The sequence below is a fragment of the Enterobacter sp. WI-ESBL-E8 genome, from assembly GCF_053364895.1.
The window spans coordinates 413306-434200 of sequence record NZ_JBRWXJ010000001.1; the positions used below are offsets into that span (position 1 = coordinate 413306).

Sequence of the window (20895 nt, forward strand, 5' to 3'; positions counted from 1 at the left end):
CTCCCCTATGGGGAGAGGGTTAGGGTGAGGGGAGGAAGGTGCGGTCTGATGCCCTCACCCCGGCCCTCTCCCACGGGGAGAGGGAGAAAAAATCATGAAGGCATTGCGATGGCCTGCTTCTCTTCGAGCAGTTTGTCCACCACGCCAGGATCCGCGAGCGTTGAGGTATCACCGAGATTGCTGGTGTCCCCGGCCGCGATTTTGCGCAAGATACGACGCATGATTTTGCCGGAGCGGGTTTTCGGCAGCGAATCAGTCCAGTGCAGCACGTCCGGCGTGGCAAGCGGGCCAATCTCTTTACGGACCCAGTTGCGCACTTCGGTGTACAGCTCTGGCGACGGTTCTTCCCCGTGGTTCAGGGTGACGTACGCGTAAATCGCCTGGCCTTTGATGTTGTGCGGAATCCCCACCACGGCGGCTTCGGCAATCTTCGGATGCGACACGAGGGCTGATTCAATCTCAGCCGTGCCCAGACGGTGGCCGGAGACGTTCAGCACGTCGTCCACGCGTCCGGTTATCCAGTAATAGCCATCTTCGTCACGACGCGCGCCGTCGCCGCTGAAGTACATGTTTTTAAAGGTCGAGAAGTAGGTCTGCTCGAAGCGATCGTGGTCGCCGAACAGGGTACGGGCCTGGCCCGGCCAGGAGTCTGTGATCACCAGGTTGCCTTCGGTGGCCCCTTCCAGCGGATTACCTTCGTTATCCACCAGCGCAGGCTGCACGCCGAAGAACGGACGGGTTGCCGAGCCAGCTTTCAGCTGCGTGGCGCCCGGCATCGGGGTGATCATAAAGCCGCCGGTTTCGGTCTGCCACCAGGTGTCCATCACCGGGCATTTCTCGTTACCGATTTTTTTCCAGTACCACTCCCAGGCTTCCGGGTTGATCGGCTCGCCGACGGAACCGAGGATACGTAACGAAGAGCGGTCGGTTCCTTCGATAGCTTTATCGCCTTCCGCCATTAATGCGCGGATCGCCGTTGGGGCGGTGTAGAGAATATTGACCTGATGTTTGTCGACCACCTGACACATCCGCGCCGGGGTCGGCCAGTTTGGCACGCCCTCAAACATCAGCGTTGTTGCGCCACAGGCCAGCGGGCCGTACAGCAGGTAGCTGTGCCCGGTCACCCAGCCCACGTCGGCGGTACACCAGTAGATGTCGCCCGGATGGTAGTCGAAGACGTATTTGAAGGTGGTTGCCGCATAGACCAGATAACCGCCGGTGGTGTGCAGCACGCCTTTCGGCTTGCCGGTCGAACCGGAGGTATAAAGAATGAACAGCGGATCTTCCGCGTTCATCTCTTCCGGCTGGTGCTGGTCGCTCGCGTTCTCAATCAGGTCGCTCCACCACAGATCGCGCCCCTCGTTCCAGTCGATTTTGCCGCCGGTACGCTTAAGGACGATAACGCTGCTGACCGTGTTGACGTTCGGGTTTTTCAGCGCTTCGTCGACGTTTTTCTTCAGTGGGATACCGCGTCCTGCACGCACGCCTTCATCGGCGGTGATCACCAGTTTTGAACTGGAATCAACAATACGCCCTGCAACCGCTTCGGGTGAGAAACCGCCAAAGATAACGGAGTGGATCGCGCCAATACGCGCGCAGGCCAACATCGCCACCGCCGCTTCCGGCACCATCGGCATATAGATAGCGACCACATCGCCTTTTTTAATGCCTCTTTCCAGCAGGACATTGGCGAAGCGGCACACGTCGCGGTGTAATTCTTTATACGTAATATGTTTGCTCTGCGAGGCATCATCGCCTTCCCAGATGATGGCCGTCTCATTCCCGCGCTCCGCAAGGTGACGGTCAAGGCAGTTCGCCGCCAGGTTCAACGTGCCGTCTTCATACCATTTAATGGAGACGTTACCGGGCGCAAAGGAGGTATTCTTCACCTTCTGATAAGGTTTGATCCAGTCAAGGATATGGCCCTGCTCACCCCAGAAGGTATCCGGAGCGGTGATAGACTGGTGATATTTCTCGTGGTACTGCTCCGGGTTGATCAGGCAACGGTCCGCGATATTTGCGGGAATGTCATGTTTGTGTATTTGGCTCATGGCTTTTTTTCTCCTTGTAAGATGTTAATAATATGTCACTAAAACGTTAATTGTAGGGGCTTTACAAGCTTTGTTTATTATTTGGGCTACAGATCACGCATTGTTTGAATAGGCTGAAAAATGAGCGAATGAAACTTTGAAGGGAAATAATTTACGCTAACGATTATTCACATTTATGTTTAAAAAAGCTTTTTTATAACAAAAGGTTATTTATTAGAATTAGGACAAACTCCCGTCATCCCCGCTTTTTCGAGTGAAATGCGTCGTTCTTTAAGGCTTGCGCAACAGGCCGCGCAAATGATACTCATACGCCGCGTTAAAAAATCCCATAAACCAACGCAACACAATTCATACCCTTTCAGTATGTCCCCATATTCATGCAGTTTGAGTGAATAAGGCGCTTCATTGAGGAAGTCAGTTTCTATGAAAAACGTTAAAGTCAGCCTTGCCTGGCAGATCTTAATCGCCCTTGTGCTGGGCATCTTGCTGGGCAGTTACCTCCACTATCACAGCGACAGCCGCGAATGGCTGATTGCGAATCTGCTCTCACCGGCAGGGGATATCTTTATTCATCTGATCAAGATGATCGTGGTGCCGATCGTGATCTCGACGCTGGTGGTCGGTATTGCGGGCGTCGGCGATGCGAAGCAGTTAGGACGTATTGGTGCGAAAACCATTATCTATTTCGAAGTGATCACTACGGTTGCCATCATCCTCGGTATCACGCTGGCGAACGTGTTCCAGCCGGGTTCCGGGATTGATATGTCGCAGCTGGCAACGGTGGATATTTCGAAATACCAAAGTACGACCGCTGATGTGCAGAGCCATGCGCACGGCCTGATGGGCACGATCCTGTCGCTGGTACCGACCAACATTGTGGCCTCGATGGCGAAGGGCGAGATGTTACCTATCATCTTCTTCTCGGTGCTGTTCGGTCTGGGACTCTCTTCGCTGCCTGCGACGCACCGCGAACCGCTGGTGACCGTGTTCCGCTCTATCTCCGAAACCATGTTTAAAGTGACCCACATGGTGATGCGTTACGCGCCGGTAGGGGTGTTTGCGCTTATCGCCGTCACCGTGGCCAACTTCGGTTTTGCCTCCCTGTGGCCACTGGCGAAGCTGGTGATCCTGGTACACTTCGCCATCCTGTTCTTTGCGCTGGTGGTGCTGGGTATTGTGGCGCGCCTGTGCGGGCTGAGTATCTGGATCCTGATCCGTATCCTCAAGGACGAGCTGATTCTGGCCTACTCCACGGCAAGCTCCGAGAGCGTGCTGCCGCGCATTATTGAGAAGATGGAGGCCTACGGCGCGCCTGCTTCTATTACCAGCTTCGTGGTGCCCACCGGCTACTCCTTTAACCTCGATGGTTCGACGCTGTACCAGAGTATCGCCGCTATCTTTATTGCACAGCTGTACGGCATTGACCTGTCGCTGTGGCAGGAGATCGTGCTGGTGCTGACCCTGATGGTGACGTCCAAAGGTATCGCAGGCGTGCCGGGCGTCTCGTTCGTGGTGCTGCTGGCGACGCTGGGTAGCGTTGGTATTCCGCTGGAAGGTCTGGCGTTTATCGCCGGCGTGGACCGTATCCTCGACATGGCGCGTACCGCGCTGAACGTGGTGGGTAATGCCCTGGCGGTGCTGGTTATCGCCAAGTGGGAACACAAATTCGATCGTAAAAAAGCGCTGGCGTATGAACGCGAGGTGCTGGGTCGTTTTGATAAGACGGCCGACCAGTAATGTAATAAAGCCCGGTGGCGCTGCGCTTACCGGGCCTACGGGTCTTGTAGGTCGGGTAAGGCGAAGCCGCCACCCGACATGTTACTCGCCGCTCAAGGCATCAAACTCTTCACACCCCGTATCAAACCCTTCGGTACAGCTCAGGTTCAACCAGTACAGCGCTTTCTGTTTATTGGGCGTGATAAACCCTTTCTCACCCTGCTGGAACAGCATACCTGCCCAGTATTCCGCGTAGCCGGTGCGTGACAGAGACGAACTGCGCTTAAACCACGATGCCGCCAGGGCGTCGTCCTGGGCCACTTCTACACCGTTGGCATAAATCAGGCCCAGCAGCATTTGTGCATCAACCGCGGAGTCGTTGTCGATATCTTCGGTGGCCGCTTGCAGCAGCTTAATGGCCTGGGGATAGTCGGTTTTACCCGCCTGCGTGTTCACCAGAATGCGCGCCAGCATAATGGTGCCGCGTTTGCTGCCCGCGATGGTCGCCTGCTGCGCCAGCGCTTTAGCCTGGGGATAGTCGCCCTGCGTAAAGAGAATTTGTGAGAGCAGCCCCATGGCGTCGACATCACCACCTTTTGCCGCTTTTTCAGCCCACAGGGCCGCCTGCTTGCTGTCGCCAGAGCTGAAGTACGTATCGGCAAGATAATACTGGGCACGGGCATCGCCGGCTTCTGCCTGTTTCTGGTACTGGCTGCCTATCTCATCCGCGCGAGCGAACGAGGTTAAAAATAACAACAACAGAAAAATGGGTTTCATGGATTCTTATCATCTGGGTACACGCCGCGCAGTATAATCGCGGTAGCAAAAGAAAAAAACGGGTGCATTAAGACCTCAGCATCCTACAAGCCGGGCGGAACTGTCGTTCCGCCCGCAGAGGTTAGCCTGCTACGCAGGCTAATTTTGCCGCCACCTCCTGATGTTCACTCTTTATTGAAAACTCGCATAGCCTGCCGCGAGTAATAAAGGTAAAGATCACTATCGTCAGGCAAATAATAAAGACGATGCCTAACGCAGTTTTTAATGGCGTCATGCCTTTTACTCCTTGTCAAAAAAAGAATAAGAGGCTACTCTCAACCTGTTGGTAGTTGAGGGAGTAGCCTCGGGTAAATGAAAATTTCCCGGGGCTTCCTACTTTCTGTCCCTCAATAATGCTCAAGACAGAAAGTCTTAAGCACCCGCCGCACATCTTATCTCTCTGAATCAAAATGCAAAGATGTAATTCTTTTTCGTGAAAATTACATTATTTCTGCGAGCCGCTTTCCAGAATAATAATTGATATATTTAATGAATTAAGCGGAAATAAAAAGGGAGTGAATATTTCACTCCCTTTATTCATCGTTTAATTAACGGCTTCAACCCATTGCGCTTTCGCGCAGTCGGGCTTTCAGCTTGTTATATTCGTCGATCACGTACTGTTCCGCCGCGTGCTGATCCGCAATCGGCTCCACGCGTACGGCGCAGTATTTATACTCCGGCGTTTTGGTTATCGGGCTTAAGTTCTCCGTCACCAGCTCGTTGCAGGCACCAATCCACCACTGGTAGGTCATGTAGACCGCCCCTTTGTTGGGTCGGTCGCTGACCTGCGCACGGGTGATGATGCGGCCCTTACGCGAGTTCACCCACACCAGCGCTTCGTCCTCAATACCAAGGCGTTCCGCGTCGGCGGTGTTGATTTGCGCATAGCCGGGCTCATCCGCCAGCGCCGCCAGCGCGGCGCAGTTGCCGGTCATCGAGCGGCAGGAGTAGTGGCCCACCTCGCGTACGGTGGAGAGCACCATTGGATACTCATCGGTGAGTTTATCGATCGGTGCGACCCAGTCGCAGGTGAAGAACTGCGCCAGCCCGTTCGGGGTGTCGAATTTCTCTTTAAAGAGATACGACGTTCCCTGGTCGGTCTCTGCCTCATCCCGACATGGCCACTGGATGTACCCCAGCTCACCCATTTTTTCATAGGTTGCCCCATAAAAATCCGGACACAGGTGACGCAACTCGTCCCAGATTTCCTGGGTGTTGTTGTAGTGCATCGGGTAACCCATACGGGTGGCGATTTCGCTAATGATCTGCCAGTCCGTTTTCAGATCCCACTTCGGTTCGACCGCCTTAAAGAATCGCTGGAAGCCGCGGTCTGCCGCCGTGTAGACACCTTCGTGCTCGCCCCAGGAGGTCGACGGTAAAATCACATCCGCCGCCGCCGCGGTTTTGGTCATAAAGATATCCTGGACAATCACCAGCTCCAGATCCTCAAACCCTTTGCGCACCGCAGACAGCTCGGCGTCGGTCTGGAGCGGATCTTCACCCATGATGTAGGCCGCACGCACTTCGCCGTGCGCCGCGCGGTGCGGCAGCTCGCTGATGCGGTACCCGGTGTGCTCAGGCAGACTTTCCACGCCCCAGGCCTTCGCGAATTTCTCGCGATTTTCCGGGAACTTGACGTACTGATAGCCCGGATAGGTATCCGGCAGCGCGCCCATATCGCAGGCACCCTGAACGTTATTCTGACCGCGTACCGGGTTCACGCCGACGTGCGCTTTACCCAGATTGCCGGTCAGCATCGCGAGACTCGTCAGAGAACGTACCGTTTCCACGCCCTGATAGAACTGAGTCACGCCCATGCCCCACAGGATGGCGGCGGTTTTCGCGGCCGCATACATCCGCGCCGCCTGACGGATCTCCTGCGCGCTGACGCCGGTTATCGTTTCAACCGACTCTGGCGTATAGCCTTCGACAATTTTCCGATACTCTTCAAAGCCTTCCGTACGGGTGGCGACGAACGCCTGGTCGTACAGGTTCTCCTCAATAATGACGTGTCCCATTGCGTTCAACAGCGCGATGTTCGAGCCGTTTTTCAATGCAATGTGCATATCCGCAATGCGCGCGGTTTCAATTTTGCGCGGATCGCAGACGATGATTTTCGCCCCGTTCTGCTTCGCGCGAATAACGTGGTTCGCGACGATAGGGTGAGAATCCGCCGGGTTATAGCCGAAAATAAACACGAGATCGGTATTATCTATCTCGTTGATGGCATTACTCATTGCGCCGTTACCGACCGACTGGTGCAGACCTGCAACCGATGGGCCGTGTCAGACGCGAGCGCAGCAGTCGACGTTATTGGTACCAATAACGGCGCGCGCGAATTTTTGCATCACATAGTTAGTTTCATTCCCCGTCCCGCGTGAAGAGCCGGTGGTCTGAATCGCATCCGGGCCATACTTGGCCTTGATGGCGCTAAGGCGCGTGGCGACGTAATCGAGCGCCTCGTTCCAGCTGACGGCTTCCAGCTTGCCGCCGCGCTCGCGGCGGATCATTGGGGTTTTCAGGCGCGGGGTGAGGATTTGGGTATCGTTAATAAAATCCCAGCCGTAGTAGCCTTTCAGGCATAGCGTACCCTGGTTGGTTTTCCCCTGTGCGGCCTCCGCCCGGACGATTTTGCCGTTATCGACCACCAGGTGGATCTTGCAACCTGAGGCACAATAAGGGCAAACCGTGACGACTTTTTTCATCAGTCTGCTCCAGTTAATCGAATCGTTCGCACCCACTATGCAGCTTCTATGCCATGTTTTTATTGTGGGTATACGTAGACTTTACGGCCCATTTGCGGTGAAAACGCTGACCAAAAGCAGCGAATCGTCAAAATTGACGTGTCGACAGGGCAGCGGATGTGACATGGGTTGAATTTCCGTCACTGAAAAACCTATTTGACTGGAGCCGACGGCAGAATGGTTCAGACTTAACATAATCCCCTGACGGAAGCATATGATGAAACCGGCGATTCTGGTGGTAGATGACGATACGGCAGTCTGCGAACTGCTTCAGGACGTGCTGAGCGAGCACGTCTTTAGCGTGCTTGTCTGCCATAACGGCCAGGATGCGCTGCGCCGGGTACAGCAGGAGCCAGATATCGCGCTTGTCCTGCTGGATATGATGCTGCCGGATATCAACGGCCTGCAGGTTCTGCTGCAGCTGCAAAAGCAGCGTCCGGCGCTACCGGTTGTGATGCTAACCGGGCTGGGCAGTGAGTCAGACGTGGTGGTAGGGCTGGAGATGGGGGCCGACGATTATATTGGCAAACCGTTCAACCCGCGCGTGGTGGTTGCCCGCGTGAAAGCGGTACTGCGCCGTACCGGCGTGCTGGCCGCAGAAACCTCCGCGGCGCCCGTCGCGGGCATTGTCTTTAATGGATGGACGCTCGACACTACCCGCTGCGAGCTGAGCGATCCGCAACGGAATACCGTGCCCTTAACCCAGGGCGAGTACGGCTTGCTGCTGGCGCTCACGCAAAATGCCCGCCGGGTGCTGAGCCGCGATCGGCTGCTTGAGCTGACCCACAGCGAAAGCGCCGAGGTGTTCGATCGCACTATCGACGTGTTGATCATGCGCCTGCGCCGGAAGATCGAGGCTAACCCGCACCAGCCAGCCCTCATCAAAACCATTCGTGGGCTGGGTTACGTGTTTGCCACCGATGTATCTCATAGCGAGAAAGCGGCCTAAGTATTCTCTTTGATAAACAGCTGCAGCTCGGCCAGCGTTTTCGCGCCGTCGATCGCATTGGCGGCCAGCAGGCTAGCCCGCGCGCAGGCGTGTGCCAGATAAATACTCTCCACAAGCGGCAGCGATTCATGGCAGCCATATAAAAAACCTGCACAGAAAGCATCACCCGCGCCGACGCTGCCGATAATCTCTTCCTGCTCCAGCATCCATGACGGGATCCAGCGACCTTCTTCACCGCGTGCTTCTCCCCATGCCCCTTCCGGACAGTGGATCACCACCCGCTGGCGAACGCCGGCAGCCAGCAGCTGCGCCGCGGCTTCTGCGATATGGGCAATGTGTGGAGCGTCGCTTTCGTCACGCATTGTCAGGCCGCTAAATTCGCCGGCTTCCAGCTCGTTAATCACCAGATAGTCGAGATGGCGCAGGGCAGGGAGCACCAGCGGCTGATAGCGCGGGTCGCCCTTGCGGGAAACCAGATCGAGCGAGGTTTCATACCCTTGCTCGCGCATCTGCGCCAGCAGCCGCGCGCTGCGGGTGCCAAATTCGTCATCGGGCATGTCCAGGCTGTCGAGAAGCAAAAGGTAGCCGAGATGGAAAATTTTCATCGACCCGTCGAGACGGTCAAAAGCAGGCAGATCCAGCAGGCGGTTGGCCCCCGGGGAGTGGAAGAAGGTACGTTGCCCGCTGGGGTCGGTCATGACCTGCGACATCGAGGTCGGCGCAAAGGTGGTGCGCTGCACGCGCTGGCGGTTGACGTGGTACTGGTCGAGCATCGCCAGGATGTAATCTCCGTCGCCGTCTTCGCCAATCAGCCCCACCGCCTGCAGCGGCAGGCCGACGTGCATCTTCGCCAGCGTCAGCAGGACGTTGAGCGGCGCGCCGCCGGTTGAGCGTTCGCTGTGGGTGATTTCCGCCAGCCAGCCTCGCTCCGGCCACTGCACGATCTGATGAACGTGATCCACCAGCATATTGCCTGCGGCGATGATGCCCTTACGATCCATTATGCCTGCCCCGCGCTGCCGAAGATGCGCATCTGTTCAGCGACCGTGTCGGTAATCGCCTCTTCTATCCCCAGCAGCAGCTCGGCAAACTCGTCATAGAGCGGCTGGCGGTTTGCCATGCGCTGCTCGACGGCGGCAAGCGCGGCCTGCGACATCCCGGTATAAAAATTGATTTTATGAATGCCCAGCTCAATTGCGCGGCGAAAATCGGCATCGCTAATGCCGGAGCCGCCGTGCAGCACCAGCGGCAGCCCCGTCTGCTGGCGAATGGCGTCCAGGCGCGGGAAATCGAGTTTCGGCTCGCCCCTGTATTTACCGTGCGCGTTGCCGATGGCAACCGCCAGCGCGTCAATGCCGGTTGAATCGACAAATTCGCGTGCCCGCTGCGGGTCGGTGAAGAAGGCTTCATCCGCATGCCCGTAAAGCGCACCGCCTTCATCGCCACCGACTGCGCCAAGCTCGGCTTCTACCGACACGCCAACGGCGTGGCACATCTTCACCACTTCCCGCGTCTGGCGAATGTTCTCCTCGTAACTCAGGGTTGAGCCATCGAACATCACGGAGCTGAACCCTAAGCGCAGGGCGCGTACCAAGGCTTCAAAATGCAGCCCGTGGTCGAGGTTGAGCACCACGGGAATATCGTGGCGAGCGGCCTCGAACTTAACCGCTTCGATGAGCGAATCCAGCGACACGTACTTAAAGTGCACCTCGGCGATGTTGATGATAAAAGGCGAGCGTTCCTGCTTTGCAGCGGCGAACAGCGCGCGCAGGAAATGGGAGTCGAGCACGTTAAACGCGCCCAGCGCATAGCGATGCGTCCTGGCGTGCTCAAGACCGTCGGCAAGCGAAATCAGCGGCATTATTCACCCCTTATATCCGAAACAGGTTGTACTCGTTGCACAGCACCAGCAGCGCCGGCTCGTCTTCTTCGATGTTGTTATAGCGGGCGACGGGCTGCAAAAAGTGGTTGTCATGTTCATCATCATTGACCGACGACACTTCCCCGACCAGCACGTCGCCGAAGCCGCGTTCGCCCCAGAAGCTGTGGTATAGACCTGGGGGGAGGCAGATGCTTTCCCCGGGCAGCAGGCGCAGCTGGCTGCCGGGCGCGTGGGTTTGACGGCAGCCGTCGACGGTGACCGTCACGTCTGTGTTTTCCGTCTCTTCATGCGCACCGGCATTCCACAATTCAACAATCAGATTCCCGCCGCCCCGGTTGATGATGTCCTCCCGTTTACGCCAGTGAAAATGCATCGGCGTGACCTGGCCGTCCCGCACGTGCATGATTTTTTCGGCATAGCCTTTTTCATACGGCATGCCGTTCGGCGAGCCGTTGCGCAGGGTAAACAGCGTCAGCCCCTCGGCGGCAAAGCTGCTGCCGCCGAACGCCGTCACGTCCCAGCCGAGCTTGAGGTCAAACACCTCCTGCCATGCGGCCTGGTCAAGCTGCTGCCATTTCGTTGGCGGAAAGCTGGCAAAAGGCGGGAGATGCACGTCGTGCATGGAAAAAAACTGTCGCGTGTGGCCGAGAATTTCATTGATGTCGGAGCGTTTCATGGGGACTCCTTGAAAACAGTTCCCTCTCCCTGAGGGAGAGGGAAAAGGATCATTTAACCGTCCAACCCTTATACGTGCCGACGTTCTTTTTATCGATCATCGTCACCGGGATCAGCACAGGCGCTTTCGGTGCCGGTTTGCCCTGTAATATGTCATAGCCGATCTCCACCGCTTTTGCCGCCATCACCTGCGGATCTTGCGCCGGGGTCGCCACAAACAGGGAGTTTTCGCGCTTCAGGGCTTCCTCACCGTCCGGCGATCCATCCACGCCGACGATAAAGAACTCGTTGCGCTGCGCCTGTTTCGCCGCCAGATCGGCACCGATCGCGGTCGGATCGTTAATTGCGAATACGCCGTCGATCTTCGGATTCGCCGCCAGCAGGGAGGTCATCACTTCCAGGCCACCTTCACGGCTGCCCTTGGCGTTCTGGTTATCCGAGAGCACCTTGATATCCGGATGTTTTTTGAATTCAGTCTGGCAACCTTCCACGCGGTTCTGCACCGCAGAGACCGGCGGTCCGTTAATGATCACCACGTTGCCTTTGCCTTTCAGGCGGTCGGTAATGTACTTACAGGCCATTTCGCCTGCCTGGGTGTTATCGGAGGTGATGGTGGCATCAGCCCCTTCCGCCGCCACGTCAACCGCAACGACCACGATCCCGGCGTCCTTCGCGCGCTTCACCGCCGGGCCAATCCCTTTGGAATCCGCGGCGTTGAGGATGATCATATCTACTTTAGCGGCAATAAAGTTGTCGATCTGCGCCACCTGCTGGCCCAGATCGTACCCGCTGGAGACCAGCGTCACTTTGACGTTATCGCCAGCCAGCTTGCGCGCTTCCAGCTCGGCGCCTTTGGTGATCTGCACGAAGAACGGGTTAGCCAGGTCACCCACCGTCACGCCGATGGATTTCAGATCTTTCGCCTGCGCAAACGGCGTTGCGGCAAGCAGCGCGCCAGCACAGAGCGCGGTCACTAAGGGTTTCAAACGCATATTGGTTTCCTCGAAGCTGTAGGGTTTTGTTGTTATGCACTTTGATGGTGTCGGGTACGGTATTTGTCGATCAGCACCGCAATGATGATCACCGCCCCTTTGATCACCAGTTGCCAGAAGTAGGAGACGCCCATCAGCGTCATGCCGTTGTTGAGGGTAGCGATGATCAGGGCGCCGACCAGCGTGCCGGTGATCGTGCCGATCCCGCCAACGAAGCTGGTCCCGCCGAGGATCACCGCCGCAATCGCGTCAAGCTCATAGCCCATGCCAAGGTTACCGTTGGCGCTGTAGAGGCGCGAGGCGCTCATAACGCCGCCGAGGCCCGAGAGCAGGCCGCTCATGCCGTAGACAAACAGCAGCACCAGCCAGACCTTGATGCCGGTTAAGCGCGCCGCCTGCATGTTGCCGCCCACCGCGTAAATGTGAACGCCAAGCGTGGTGCGGCGCAGGATGAACCAGCAGATAGCAATGACCGCCAGGGCGATCACCACCAGCCACGGAATCGGGCCGAGGTAGTTATTGCCGATCCACTCAAAGTTGATGTTGGAGTTAATGACCGTCGTGCCGTCGGCCAGCAGATACGCCGCGCCGCGCAGCGCCGTATAGGTGCCGAGCGTCACGATAAAGGGCGGCAGCCCGGCAAAGGCCACCAGCGCGCCGTTGAACAGGCCCAGCACCATGCCGAGCATCAGCGCGGCGGGAATGGAGAGCATGGCGAATTCCGGGATCAGCGATACCACCATTGCGGCTACCGCCGTGGTGCCCAGAATCGAGCCCACGGAGAGGTCAATCCCGCCGGTTAAGATAATGAAGGTCATTCCCGCCGCCAGCACGATGTTGATCGACGCCTGGCGGGTAATGTTGAGCAGGTTGCTCTCGGTGAAGAAGTTGGGCGCGATAAAGCCAAATACCGCCACAATCAGGATCAGAATCGGCAGGATACCGACCGTTTGCATCAGATCGCTCATCAGCATTTTTTTTGCGGAGGCGGATTTCGCCACCTGCTGCGGACTGGTTGAATGTGTCATGGTTACACCGCCTGATGATGAGTGTCGTTCACGCCGGTTGCCAGCGTCATGATGTTTTCCTGAGAGATGTCGCGCCCGTGCAGTTCACCCGCAATGCTGCCTTCCCGCATCACGTAGACCCGGTCGCTCATCCCCACCACTTCCGGCAGCTCGCTGGAGATCATCAAAATCGCCACCCCTTTGCGCGCCATCTGGTTCATGATGCGGTAGATCTCGCTTTTCGCGCCGACGTCCACGCCGCGCGTCGGTTCGTCCAGAATCAGAATGCGCGGGCCGATGGCCACCCAGCGGGAGATAAGCAGTTTTTGCTGATTGCCGCCTGACAGCCCGCCCGCGCGCACCTGAGAATGCGGCACGCGGATGTTGAGCAGGGCAATGGCGTCATCGGAAATGGACTGGGCTTTTTTGCGGTTTAGCATGCCGAAGGTGGCGTCGCGCTCCAGCGTCGCCATGGTGATGTTTTCCTGGGCCGCCAGCTCCAGAAACAGCCCCTGCTCCTTGCGGTTTTCGGTGAGAAAACCGATGCCGTTATCAATGGCCGCGCGCGGGGAGTGGATCACCACCGGCTCGCCGTCGACCTCAATCATGCCGCCTGTGGCTTTGCGCACGCCGAAGATGAGCTGCGCCAGTTCGGAGCGCCCGGCCCCGACCAGGCCCGCCAGCCCGACGATTTCGCCGGAACGCACCTGTAGGCTGCAGGGAAGCACTTTTTTGCCGTCAGTGAGGTGGTGCACGTTGAGGCGCGGGCTGCCGAGGGGGATATCACGCTCTTTGTTAAACAGATCGCTTAACGGACGACCAACCATCATGCGCACCAGCTCGGAGGCGTTCAGCTTGTCGCGCGTCAGGCTGCCGACGTACTGCCCGTCGCGCAGGACGCTGACGCGGTCAGAGAGTTCATACACTTCTGCCATGCGGTGGCTGATGTAGATAATCGCCATCCCTTCGTCGCGCAGGCGCAAAATCAGTTCGAACAGGCGGTGCGTTTCCCGTGAGGAGAGGGCGGCGGTGGGTTCATCCATCACCAGAATGCGGCTGTTGCGGTGCAGCGCGCGGGCAATTTCAACTTGCTGCTGCTCGGCGATGGTTAGCTTCATGACCAGATCGGTGGCGCTGAACTGGGCACCGAGACGGTCAATCACCGCCTGCGCCTGCGCGGCCATCTCTTTACGCTGGACCATCCCGCCGCGCGACAGCTCGCTGCCGAGAAAGATATTTTCGGCAACGGTCAGGTTGGGCGCGAGCTGCATCTCCTGATAAATCAGGGTAATGCCTGCGGCCAGCGCATCTTTCGGCCCTTTAATGTGAAACGGCTGACCGTCGATCAGGATTTCGCCGCTGGTGGCGGTATAGGCCCCCGCGAGGATTTTCATCAGCGTGCTTTTTCCCGCGCCGTTTTCACCCATCAGCGCGTGGATCTCACCGGGAAAGACCGTCAAATCCACGCCCTTGAGCGCGTGGAAACTGCCAAACGTTTTGGCAATGCTGCGCATCTCTAATACGGGGGTTCTGCTCATGGCGGATCTCCTGTGAATGTTGATATCTGCACTTCATCACAGGTACGTAAATGCAAAATGTCAGAAGCTGTTCATATTTGTCATAGTTATGAATAGCTAATCGCCGTCACATTTCTCTTTTCCCTCTCCCTGTGGGAGAGGGCCAGGGTGAGGGCACCAAACCGCAGAGGAGCCCGAACCCATGCCATCACGCCCTCCGTTCTTCGCCAGCGCACGAGGCCGCCTGCTGATTTTCAATCTGCTGGTGGTTGCCGTTACGCTGATGGTGAGCGGCGTAGCGGTGCTCGGCTTTCGTCATGCCAGCCAAATCCAGGAGCAGGTGCAGCAGCAAACGCTGGATGACATGACCGGCAGCATGAACCTGGCCCGCGATACCGCCAGCGTGGCGACGGCGGCGGTGCGGCTCTCGCAGGTCGTCGGGGCGCTGGAGTACAAAGGCGAAGCCGAGAGGTTGAAGCAGACGCAAATGGCGCTGCGCCACTCTCTGGAGCAGCTTGCCGATGCGCCGCTGGCGCAGCAGGAGCCGGCGCTGGTGGCGCGGATTATTCAGCGTAGCCATGAGCTGCAGCAGAGCGTGACGGAGATGCTTGAGCGCGGGCAGCGACGCCATCTGGAGCGTAACGCGCTGCTAAGCTCGCTGTACCAAAGCCAGAGCTACCTGCGGCATCTGCAGGATATTAACCGCCGCTATGACAGCAATGTTCCGGACGCGCAGCAACTGATGGAAATGGACCGGCTGATCGCTGCCGCCATCGACACCCCTTCGCCGCGCGCGACCGTTCAGCAGCTGGACGCGGTGACCGCAGCGCTGCCCCGGAGTGCCGTACAGCCGGTCGTGAAGGGGGTTTTGCCTGATTTTAATGCCGAGTTAGGCAAGCTCGCCCCGCTGTCGAAGCAGCTGGAAGAGAGCGATCTGGCGATAAGCTGGTATATGTTCCACATCAAGGCGCTGGTGGCGATCCTCAACGGCGATATCAATCAGTATGTTGAGCAGGTGGCGCAGGCCTCCCGGCTTCGCACGGCCCAGAGCCATCACGAACTGCAATCCATCAGCGTGTTTATCACCATCTTCGCCGCGCTGGCGCTGATCATCACCGGGTGCGCCTGCTGGTATATCTACCGCAATCTGGCCTCCAACCTGACGGCGATTTCCCGGGCGATGTCGCGTCTTGCTCACGGTGAACAGGATGTCTCCGTCCCCGCCCTGCAGCGGCGCGATGAGCTGGGCGAGCTGGCTCGCGCGTTTAACGTGTTTGCCCGCAATACCGCCTCGCTTGAGCACACCACGCGTCTGCTAAAAGAGAAAACCACGCAGATGGAGATCGACCGCATCGAGCGGCAGGGGCTGGAGGCGGCGCTCCTGCACAGCCAGAAAATGAAGGCCGTCGGACAGCTGACGGGCGGGCTGGCGCATGATTTTAATAACCTGTTGGCGGTGATCATCGGCAGCCTTGAGCTTACCGATCCTGAATCAAAAGACGCGCCGCGCATCACCCGGGCGCTGAAGGCCGCCGAGCGTGGCGCCTTACTGACGCAGCGCCTGCTGGCGTTTTCCCGTAAGCAATCCCTGACGCCGCATGCGGTAGACATGCTGCCGCTGCTGGAGAACCTCCGGGAGCTGATGCGCCACTCTTTGCCTGCCACCCTGAACCTGGAGATTGAAGCGCAATCCCCGGCGTGGCCCGCCTGGATAGACGTCAGCCAGCTGGAAAACGCCATCATCAACCTGGTGATGAACGCCCGCGATGCGATGGAAGGACAAAGCGGGGTGATAAAAATCCGCACCTGGAACCAGCGCGTCACCCGCAGCGACGGACGCAGGCAGGACATGGTGGCGCTGGAGGTCATTGACCGCGGCAGCGGGATGTCTCAGGAGGTGAAATCCCGCGTCTTTGAACCGTTCTTCACCACCAAACAGACCGGGAGCGGAAGTGGGCTGGGCCTGTCGATGGTCTACGGTTTTGTGCGTCAGTCCGGCGGCCGCGTGGAGATCGAAAGCGCGCCGGGGCAGGGGACGACCGTGCGGCTTCACCTCCCGCGCTCGACGCTGCCCGCCGCTGCAGCTGATGAAACGCAGTCTGCCGCCGCCTCCGTCGATAACGAGCGGCTGGTACTGGTGCTGGAAGATGAAGCCGATGTTCGGCAGACCCTGTGCGAGCAGCTGCACCAGCTTGGCTACCTGACGCTGGAAGCAGACAACGGCGAGCAGGCGCTGAGCATGCTGGCGGCGTCGCCGGATATTGGCATGTTTATCAGCGACCTGATGTTGCCCGGAAGCCTGAGCGGGGCCGAGGTGATTAACCATGTGCGCAGCCATTATCCGCAGCTGCCAGTGCTGCTGATAAGCGGCCAGGATTTACGCCCCACGCACAACCCGCAGCTGCCGGACGTTCAGTTACTGCGTAAGCCGTTTACGCGGGTGCAGCTGGCGCAGGCGCTGCGGAAGGTGATGGTAATTTGAGATTCCTCCGCTACCCCGGTTCCCCGCCGTTCATTATCGTAAGGCCAGTTCACCTGCGAGTCTGGCCTTATGAAACGTTACTCAACTGCTCTGTTATTTGGTCTGCTGTCACTCACCAGCCAGCTGGCTCATGCCGATATTGTTGATGATGCTATTGGCAACATTCAGCAGGCGATCAACGATGCCTATAACCCCAGCAGCAGCCGCAGCAGCGATGACGATGACGATCGTTATGACCGCAGCCGTCAAATCGACAGCCGACAGTACGACGATCGTCGTCGGCAGCTTGAAGACAGACGCCGCCGTCTGGACGAGCGTCAGCGTCAGCTGGACGATGACAGACGTCGCCTGGAAGAGGATGAGCGGCGGTTAGAAGACGATTACGATCGAGGCTAAAGCCTGGTGGCGCTTCGCTTACGCAGGCCTACCAAACCCTGGACCGTAGGCCGGGTAAGGCGCAGCCGCCACCCGGCAAAACTCAGTCGAGTACCAGCACCATCCCGTCATACCCCGCCTCAATCCCCTCCGGCAGCGGATTATCCATCATCCACGCGTCAAACTGATGGCTGATGTGCGTCAGGATCACCTGCGGGCAGCCAATCACCTCGTTTAGCGCCATCACGGTATTTAAGTCGCAATGGTTTCGCGGCGTCTCGTCGCGCGGTTCATGACTGCAGTCGATGATGATGGTCTGCGGCTGGTTGTTGAGCAGAAACTTCACCGTCTTTTCCTGCAGCCCGGCGGTGTCGGAAAGCCAGGCCACGCGGCTGTGGGCCGATTCCAGCAAATAGCCGAAGGTCAGTTTCGAATGGTTGAGCGGCAGCGGCGTGACCCGCAGGCCCTGAAGTTCAAACATCACAAACGGTTCGACCGTGTGGCTGAAATCGAGGATCCCCGGATGTTTAAACAGGTCGTCACAGCCCGCGTCATCCGGCGGGCCGTAAACCGGAATGGTCGCGCCCACGCCCCAGCGCAGGGGAAACAGCCCCTGAACGTGATCCATATGGTAGTGGGTGAGCAAAAACTGCTGAAAGCTGCCGGCGGGCCAGTCGTCCATCAGGTGCGGGATGCCAGCATCCAGCAGGGTGACGGCATCGTTGAATTTAACCACCGCGCTGCACGGGCGACGGCGATAGTTATCCTGCAGGCGCGCCCGGCGACACGCTGCGCAGTCGCAGCCAAAGACCGGCACCAGCTGGGCGCCACCGGTTCCTGTCAGCGTGATGGTCAGACTCATAACGCACCTCTACAGCGGTTTGGTGAATCGGAAATGGCTCTGCGTATACCCTTCACGCACGTAAAAACGGTGCGCGTCGGTGCGCTTCACGCTTGTGGAAAGTTCGGTCATCTCTGCGTCGGACTCTCGTGCCACCCCTTCCGCCCAGGCCAGCAGCTGGCTTCCCACCTTTAACCCGCGCGCCTGCGGCATCACCACCAGCTCCTGGATCTCGCCGATCCAGCGCGCGTGATGGAGGTGAAACTGCAGGTGCAGGCCGATCATGCCGATGGCCTGCCCGTTCATCTCTGCAAGCTGGTAGCGCATGTTGCGATCCTGCAGGTTGGCAAGATACCCCGCGTGAAACGCCTGGCGATCGAACTCGGCCTGCTTTAACTCGCAGATTAACGCGTAAACGATTTGCGCATCGTCCGCGGTGGCGGGGCGAAGCGTGCAGTCAGGCATGCTGGTTCTCCTTCTGACGGATAAGCGATAAAAAGGTATCGACTGACTGTAGCAAACTTCCGTCGTTATTGAGGATGTGACAGTCTGACGGGGTATAACGCGCCGCACGCGCAAGCCGCTGGTCTATTTCACGGGCTGACTCACGCCCCCGGCTCAGCAGGCGGCTGCGCAGGACGTCCGGCGAAACCTGCAGGCAGACCGGCAGCAGGGCCGCCCCGTAGCGGGCGCGCGCCTGAGGAAGATGCGCGCGCGAGCCGTTGACCAGCACGTCGAACCCCGTATGCAGCCACAGATCGATCTCAATGCCGATCCCGTAGTAGTAGCCGTTGGCGTGCCAGCTCAGCGCCAGCAGGTTTTGCCCGGCGCGGGTGAAAAACTCCTGCTCGTTCAGGGCGATATGGTTTTCACTTCCGGCGTTGGCCGCGCGGGTAATATAGCGGTGCGCCACCAGAAGCTGCGGGTGTTCCCGCTGTCGTAAGGCGGACAGCAGGCTGTCCTTACCGGAGCCGGACGGCCCCATTAACCAGATGAGTCTTCCCATCAGAACACCCTTTTTCCCTGACGCCAGACGTGGTCGATATGAACGTGCTCGCCCTTGCGGTGGGCGAGCACTAGATCCGCGCGTTTACCTTCGGCGATTTCCCCGCGATCGTGAAGATTGAGCGCGGAGGCCGGGTTTTTCGTCACCAGGCGAATCGCCTGCGGCAAGGTGAAGCGGTTGCCCTCGTCGTCCGCCACCCGGAATGCAGCGTCCAGCAGGCTGGCAGGGTAGTAGTCGGACGAGAGGATATCCAGCAGGCCAAGCGAGGCGAGCGTGCTTGCCGCCACGTTGCCGGAGTGCGAGCCGCCGCGCACGATATTTGGCGCGCCCATTAGAACGTTCATGCCGTGTTTACGGGAGGCTTCAGCCGCTTCAAAGGTGGTGGGAAATTCGGCGATCGCGCTGCCAAGCTGGTGGGATTCAAGCACATGCTCGTGCGTAGCGTCGTCATGGCTGGCCAGCGCGATGCTGCGCTCCCGGCACATCGCGGCAATCGCGAGACGGTTCGGCTGCGACCACCGAGCCGCAAGCTGAAGCTGCTCCTCCTCGTAGCGCGCCATCTCCGCGTCGCTGAGAGAATATTTGCCCTGATAGTATTCGCGATACTTCTCAATATTGGCGAACTGGCGCTGGCCCGGCGAGTGGTCCATCAGGGAGACCAGCGAGACCGGCTCACGGCCGACCAGTTTTTCAAACAGCGGGAGGGTCGTGTGGTGCGGCAGTTCGCAGCGCAGATGCAGGCGGTGCTCGGCGCGGTTGAGGCCGCGCTTTTGCGTCTCTTCCACGGCGTTGATCATCTTCTCCAGGTTTTCCAGCCGATCGCCGCCGTCGCGCACGTCGCCAATCGCCACCGCGTCCAGCACGGTGGTAATGCCGCTGGCGACCATCAGCGCGTCGTGGCTGCTCATGGCTGAATGCGCGGGCCAGTCCACCTTCGGGCGCGGCGTGAAGAATTTGTCGAGATTATCGGTATGCAGTTCAATCAGCCCCGGCAGCAGCCAGCCGCCTTCACCGTCCATCGCTTCAGGGGTACGGCTCTGGGTTTCTGCGAATGCGCGGATGACGCCGTCCTGGATTTCAACCGAACCGTCGACGACTTCGTTTTCCAGCACCAGCTTGACGTTATTGATAATCATGCGTTTGTCCCCATCGGGTGCAGTCTGTCCGCGACGCGGGTGCGAACGCTTTCGTCGTGGAAGATCCCGACGATCGCCGCACCGCGCGCTTTGGCCTGCTCGATCAGCTCTACCACGGCCGCGCTGTTTTTATCGTCGAGCGAGGCGGTGGGCTCATCCAGAAGCAATATCGGGTAGTCGACGATAAAGCCGCGGGCGATGTTGACGCGCTGCTGTTCGCCGCCGGAAAAGGTCGACGGGGCAAGGTGCCACAGGCGCTCCGGCACGTTGAGGCGCGTCAGAAGGCTGGCGGCTTTGGCGGCGCAGGCTTCACGCGGCACGCCGAGATCCAGCAGCGGCTGCATCACCACGTCGAGCGCGGAGATCCGCGGGATCACCCGCAGAAACTGGCTCACCCAGCCGATCGTCGAGCGGCGCACGTCCAGCACCTTACGCGCCGGAGCCTGTACCAGATCGACCCACTCATCATTGTGGCGAATATGGATATGGCCTTCGTCGGGCAGGTAGTTGGCGTACAGGGAGCGCAGCAGGGTGGATTTTCCGCTGCCGGAGTGGCCGTGCAGCACTACGCATTCGCCCTTGCTGACCTCTAACGAGGCATTTTGCAGCACCGGCAGGCACACGCCGTTTTGCTGGTGGAGCACGAAGGTTTTACTGACGTTTTGTACGTGGATCATGTTGGCCTCGCGATTCGTTTTGCCGGGTG

General features: G+C 58.6%; 19 protein-coding genes. 4 read left to right on the plus strand and 15 right to left on the minus strand.

Annotation, left to right across the window (positions count from 1 at the left end):
* Positions 1-92 precede the first annotated feature (92 nt).
* On the minus strand, positions 93-2051 hold the full coding sequence (acs, locus tag ACWHWP_RS01975; protein ID WP_063429894.1) for an acetate--CoA ligase: 1959 nt from the start codon (positions 2049-2051) through the stop codon (positions 93-95).
* Positions 2052-2474: 423 nt separating this feature from the next.
* Between acs and gltP the strand changes: the two genes are divergently transcribed.
* Positions 2475-3788 carry a glutamate/aspartate:proton symporter GltP gene (gltP, locus tag ACWHWP_RS01980; protein ID WP_024906735.1) on the plus strand — a complete coding sequence of 438 codons (1314 nt, stop codon included), beginning with the start codon at positions 2475-2477 and terminating at the stop codon, positions 3786-3788.
* Positions 3789-3869: 81 nt separating this feature from the next.
* Here the strand turns inward: gltP and ACWHWP_RS01985 are convergent, their stop codons facing one another.
* The 3 genes from ACWHWP_RS01985 to fdhF form a co-directional block, all read right to left on the minus strand.
* The gene (locus ACWHWP_RS01985) at positions 3870-4544 is read right to left on the minus strand and encodes a tetratricopeptide repeat protein (RefSeq protein WP_447854961.1); all 675 of its coding nucleotides are present in this window, start codon (positions 4542-4544) and stop codon (positions 3870-3872) included.
* Positions 4545-4665: 121 nt separating this feature from the next.
* Positions 4666-4818 carry a Hok/Gef family protein gene (locus tag ACWHWP_RS01990; protein ID WP_028015189.1) on the minus strand — a complete coding sequence of 51 codons (153 nt, stop codon included), beginning with the start codon at positions 4816-4818 and terminating at the stop codon, positions 4666-4668.
* Between the two features lie 322 nt (positions 4819-5140).
* Entirely contained in the window at positions 5141-7288 is a 2148-nt protein-coding gene (gene fdhF / locus ACWHWP_RS01995; protein ID WP_447854962.1) for a formate dehydrogenase subunit alpha, read from the minus strand.
* Positions 7289-7544: 256 nt separating this feature from the next.
* On the opposite strand from fdhF, the gene ACWHWP_RS02000 reads away from it, so the two are divergent.
* On the plus strand, positions 7545-8276 hold the full coding sequence (locus ACWHWP_RS02000) for a response regulator (RefSeq protein ID WP_059312925.1): 732 nt from the start codon (positions 7545-7547) through the stop codon (positions 8274-8276).
* Here ACWHWP_RS02000 and ACWHWP_RS02005 read toward each other — a convergent pair.
* The 6 genes from ACWHWP_RS02005 to ACWHWP_RS02030 are packed head-to-tail and all read right to left on the minus strand — an operon-like array spanning position 8273 to position 14370.
* A complete protein-coding gene (locus tag ACWHWP_RS02005) occupies positions 8273-9277 on the minus strand; it encodes a carbohydrate kinase family protein (RefSeq protein WP_063429886.1) in 1005 nt (334 codons plus the stop codon). The genes ACWHWP_RS02000 and ACWHWP_RS02005 overlap by 4 nt on opposite strands.
* The gene (locus ACWHWP_RS02010) at positions 9277-10137 is read right to left on the minus strand and encodes a ketose 1,6-bisphosphate aldolase (RefSeq protein ID WP_447854964.1); all 861 of its coding nucleotides are present in this window, start codon (positions 10135-10137) and stop codon (positions 9277-9279) included. Before ACWHWP_RS02010 ends, ACWHWP_RS02005 begins: the two co-directional genes overlap by 1 nt.
* Before the next feature lie 10 nt (positions 10138-10147).
* Positions 10148-10834, minus strand: a complete 687-nt coding sequence (locus ACWHWP_RS02015) for a D-lyxose/D-mannose isomerase (RefSeq protein WP_447854965.1) — start codon at positions 10832-10834, stop codon at positions 10148-10150.
* A 49-nt stretch (positions 10835-10883) separates the two neighbouring features.
* Entirely contained in the window at positions 10884-11825 is a 942-nt protein-coding gene (locus ACWHWP_RS02020) for an ABC transporter substrate-binding protein (protein ID WP_021242935.1), read from the minus strand.
* Positions 11826-11857: 32 nt separating this feature from the next.
* A complete protein-coding gene (locus ACWHWP_RS02025) occupies positions 11858-12853 on the minus strand; it encodes an ABC transporter permease subunit (protein WP_063429883.1) in 996 nt (331 codons plus the stop codon).
* 2 nt (positions 12854-12855) lie between these two features.
* Complete coding sequence (locus ACWHWP_RS02030; protein WP_447854966.1) at positions 12856-14370, minus strand: sugar ABC transporter ATP-binding protein; 1515 nt, start codon at positions 14368-14370, stop codon at positions 12856-12858.
* A gap of 181 nt (positions 14371-14551) precedes the next feature.
* Here ACWHWP_RS02030 and ACWHWP_RS02035 point away from each other — a divergent pair, with 181 nt between their 5' ends.
* Both ACWHWP_RS02035 and yjdP read left to right on the plus strand, forming a co-directional pair.
* Entirely contained in the window at positions 14552-16831 is a 2280-nt protein-coding gene (locus ACWHWP_RS02035) for an ATP-binding protein (protein ID WP_063958071.1), read from the plus strand.
* Positions 16832-16900: 69 nt separating this feature from the next.
* Complete coding sequence (gene yjdP / locus ACWHWP_RS02040; RefSeq protein WP_047345567.1) at positions 16901-17227, plus strand: DDRRRQL repeat protein YjdP; 327 nt, start codon at positions 16901-16903, stop codon at positions 17225-17227.
* Positions 17228-17309: 82 nt separating this feature from the next.
* Here the strand turns inward: yjdP and phnP are convergent, their stop codons facing one another.
* The 5 genes from phnP to phnL are packed head-to-tail and all read right to left on the minus strand — an operon-like array spanning position 17310 to position 20866.
* A complete protein-coding gene (phnP, locus tag ACWHWP_RS02045) occupies positions 17310-18068 on the minus strand; it encodes a phosphonate metabolism protein PhnP (protein ID WP_063958070.1) in 759 nt (252 codons plus the stop codon).
* A 9-nt stretch (positions 18069-18077) separates the two neighbouring features.
* Positions 18078-18512: an aminoalkylphosphonate N-acetyltransferase gene (phnO, locus tag ACWHWP_RS02050; RefSeq protein WP_059312917.1), complete on the minus strand. Its 435-nt coding sequence runs from the start codon at positions 18510-18512 to the stop codon at positions 18078-18080.
* Positions 18505-19056: a ribose 1,5-bisphosphokinase gene (gene phnN, locus ACWHWP_RS02055; RefSeq protein WP_447856617.1), complete on the minus strand. Its 552-nt coding sequence runs from the start codon at positions 19054-19056 to the stop codon at positions 18505-18507. The genes phnO and phnN overlap by 8 nt, the downstream gene beginning before the upstream one ends.
* Entirely contained in the window at positions 19053-20189 is a 1137-nt protein-coding gene (gene phnM / locus ACWHWP_RS02060) for an alpha-D-ribose 1-methylphosphonate 5-triphosphate diphosphatase (RefSeq protein ID WP_063958069.1), read from the minus strand. The genes phnN and phnM overlap by 4 nt, the downstream gene beginning before the upstream one ends.
* Positions 20186-20866: a phosphonate C-P lyase system protein PhnL gene (phnL, locus tag ACWHWP_RS02065; RefSeq protein ID WP_447854967.1), complete on the minus strand. Its 681-nt coding sequence runs from the start codon at positions 20864-20866 to the stop codon at positions 20186-20188. Before phnL ends, phnM begins: the two co-directional genes overlap by 4 nt.
* Between the last annotated feature and the right edge of the window lie 29 nt (positions 20867-20895).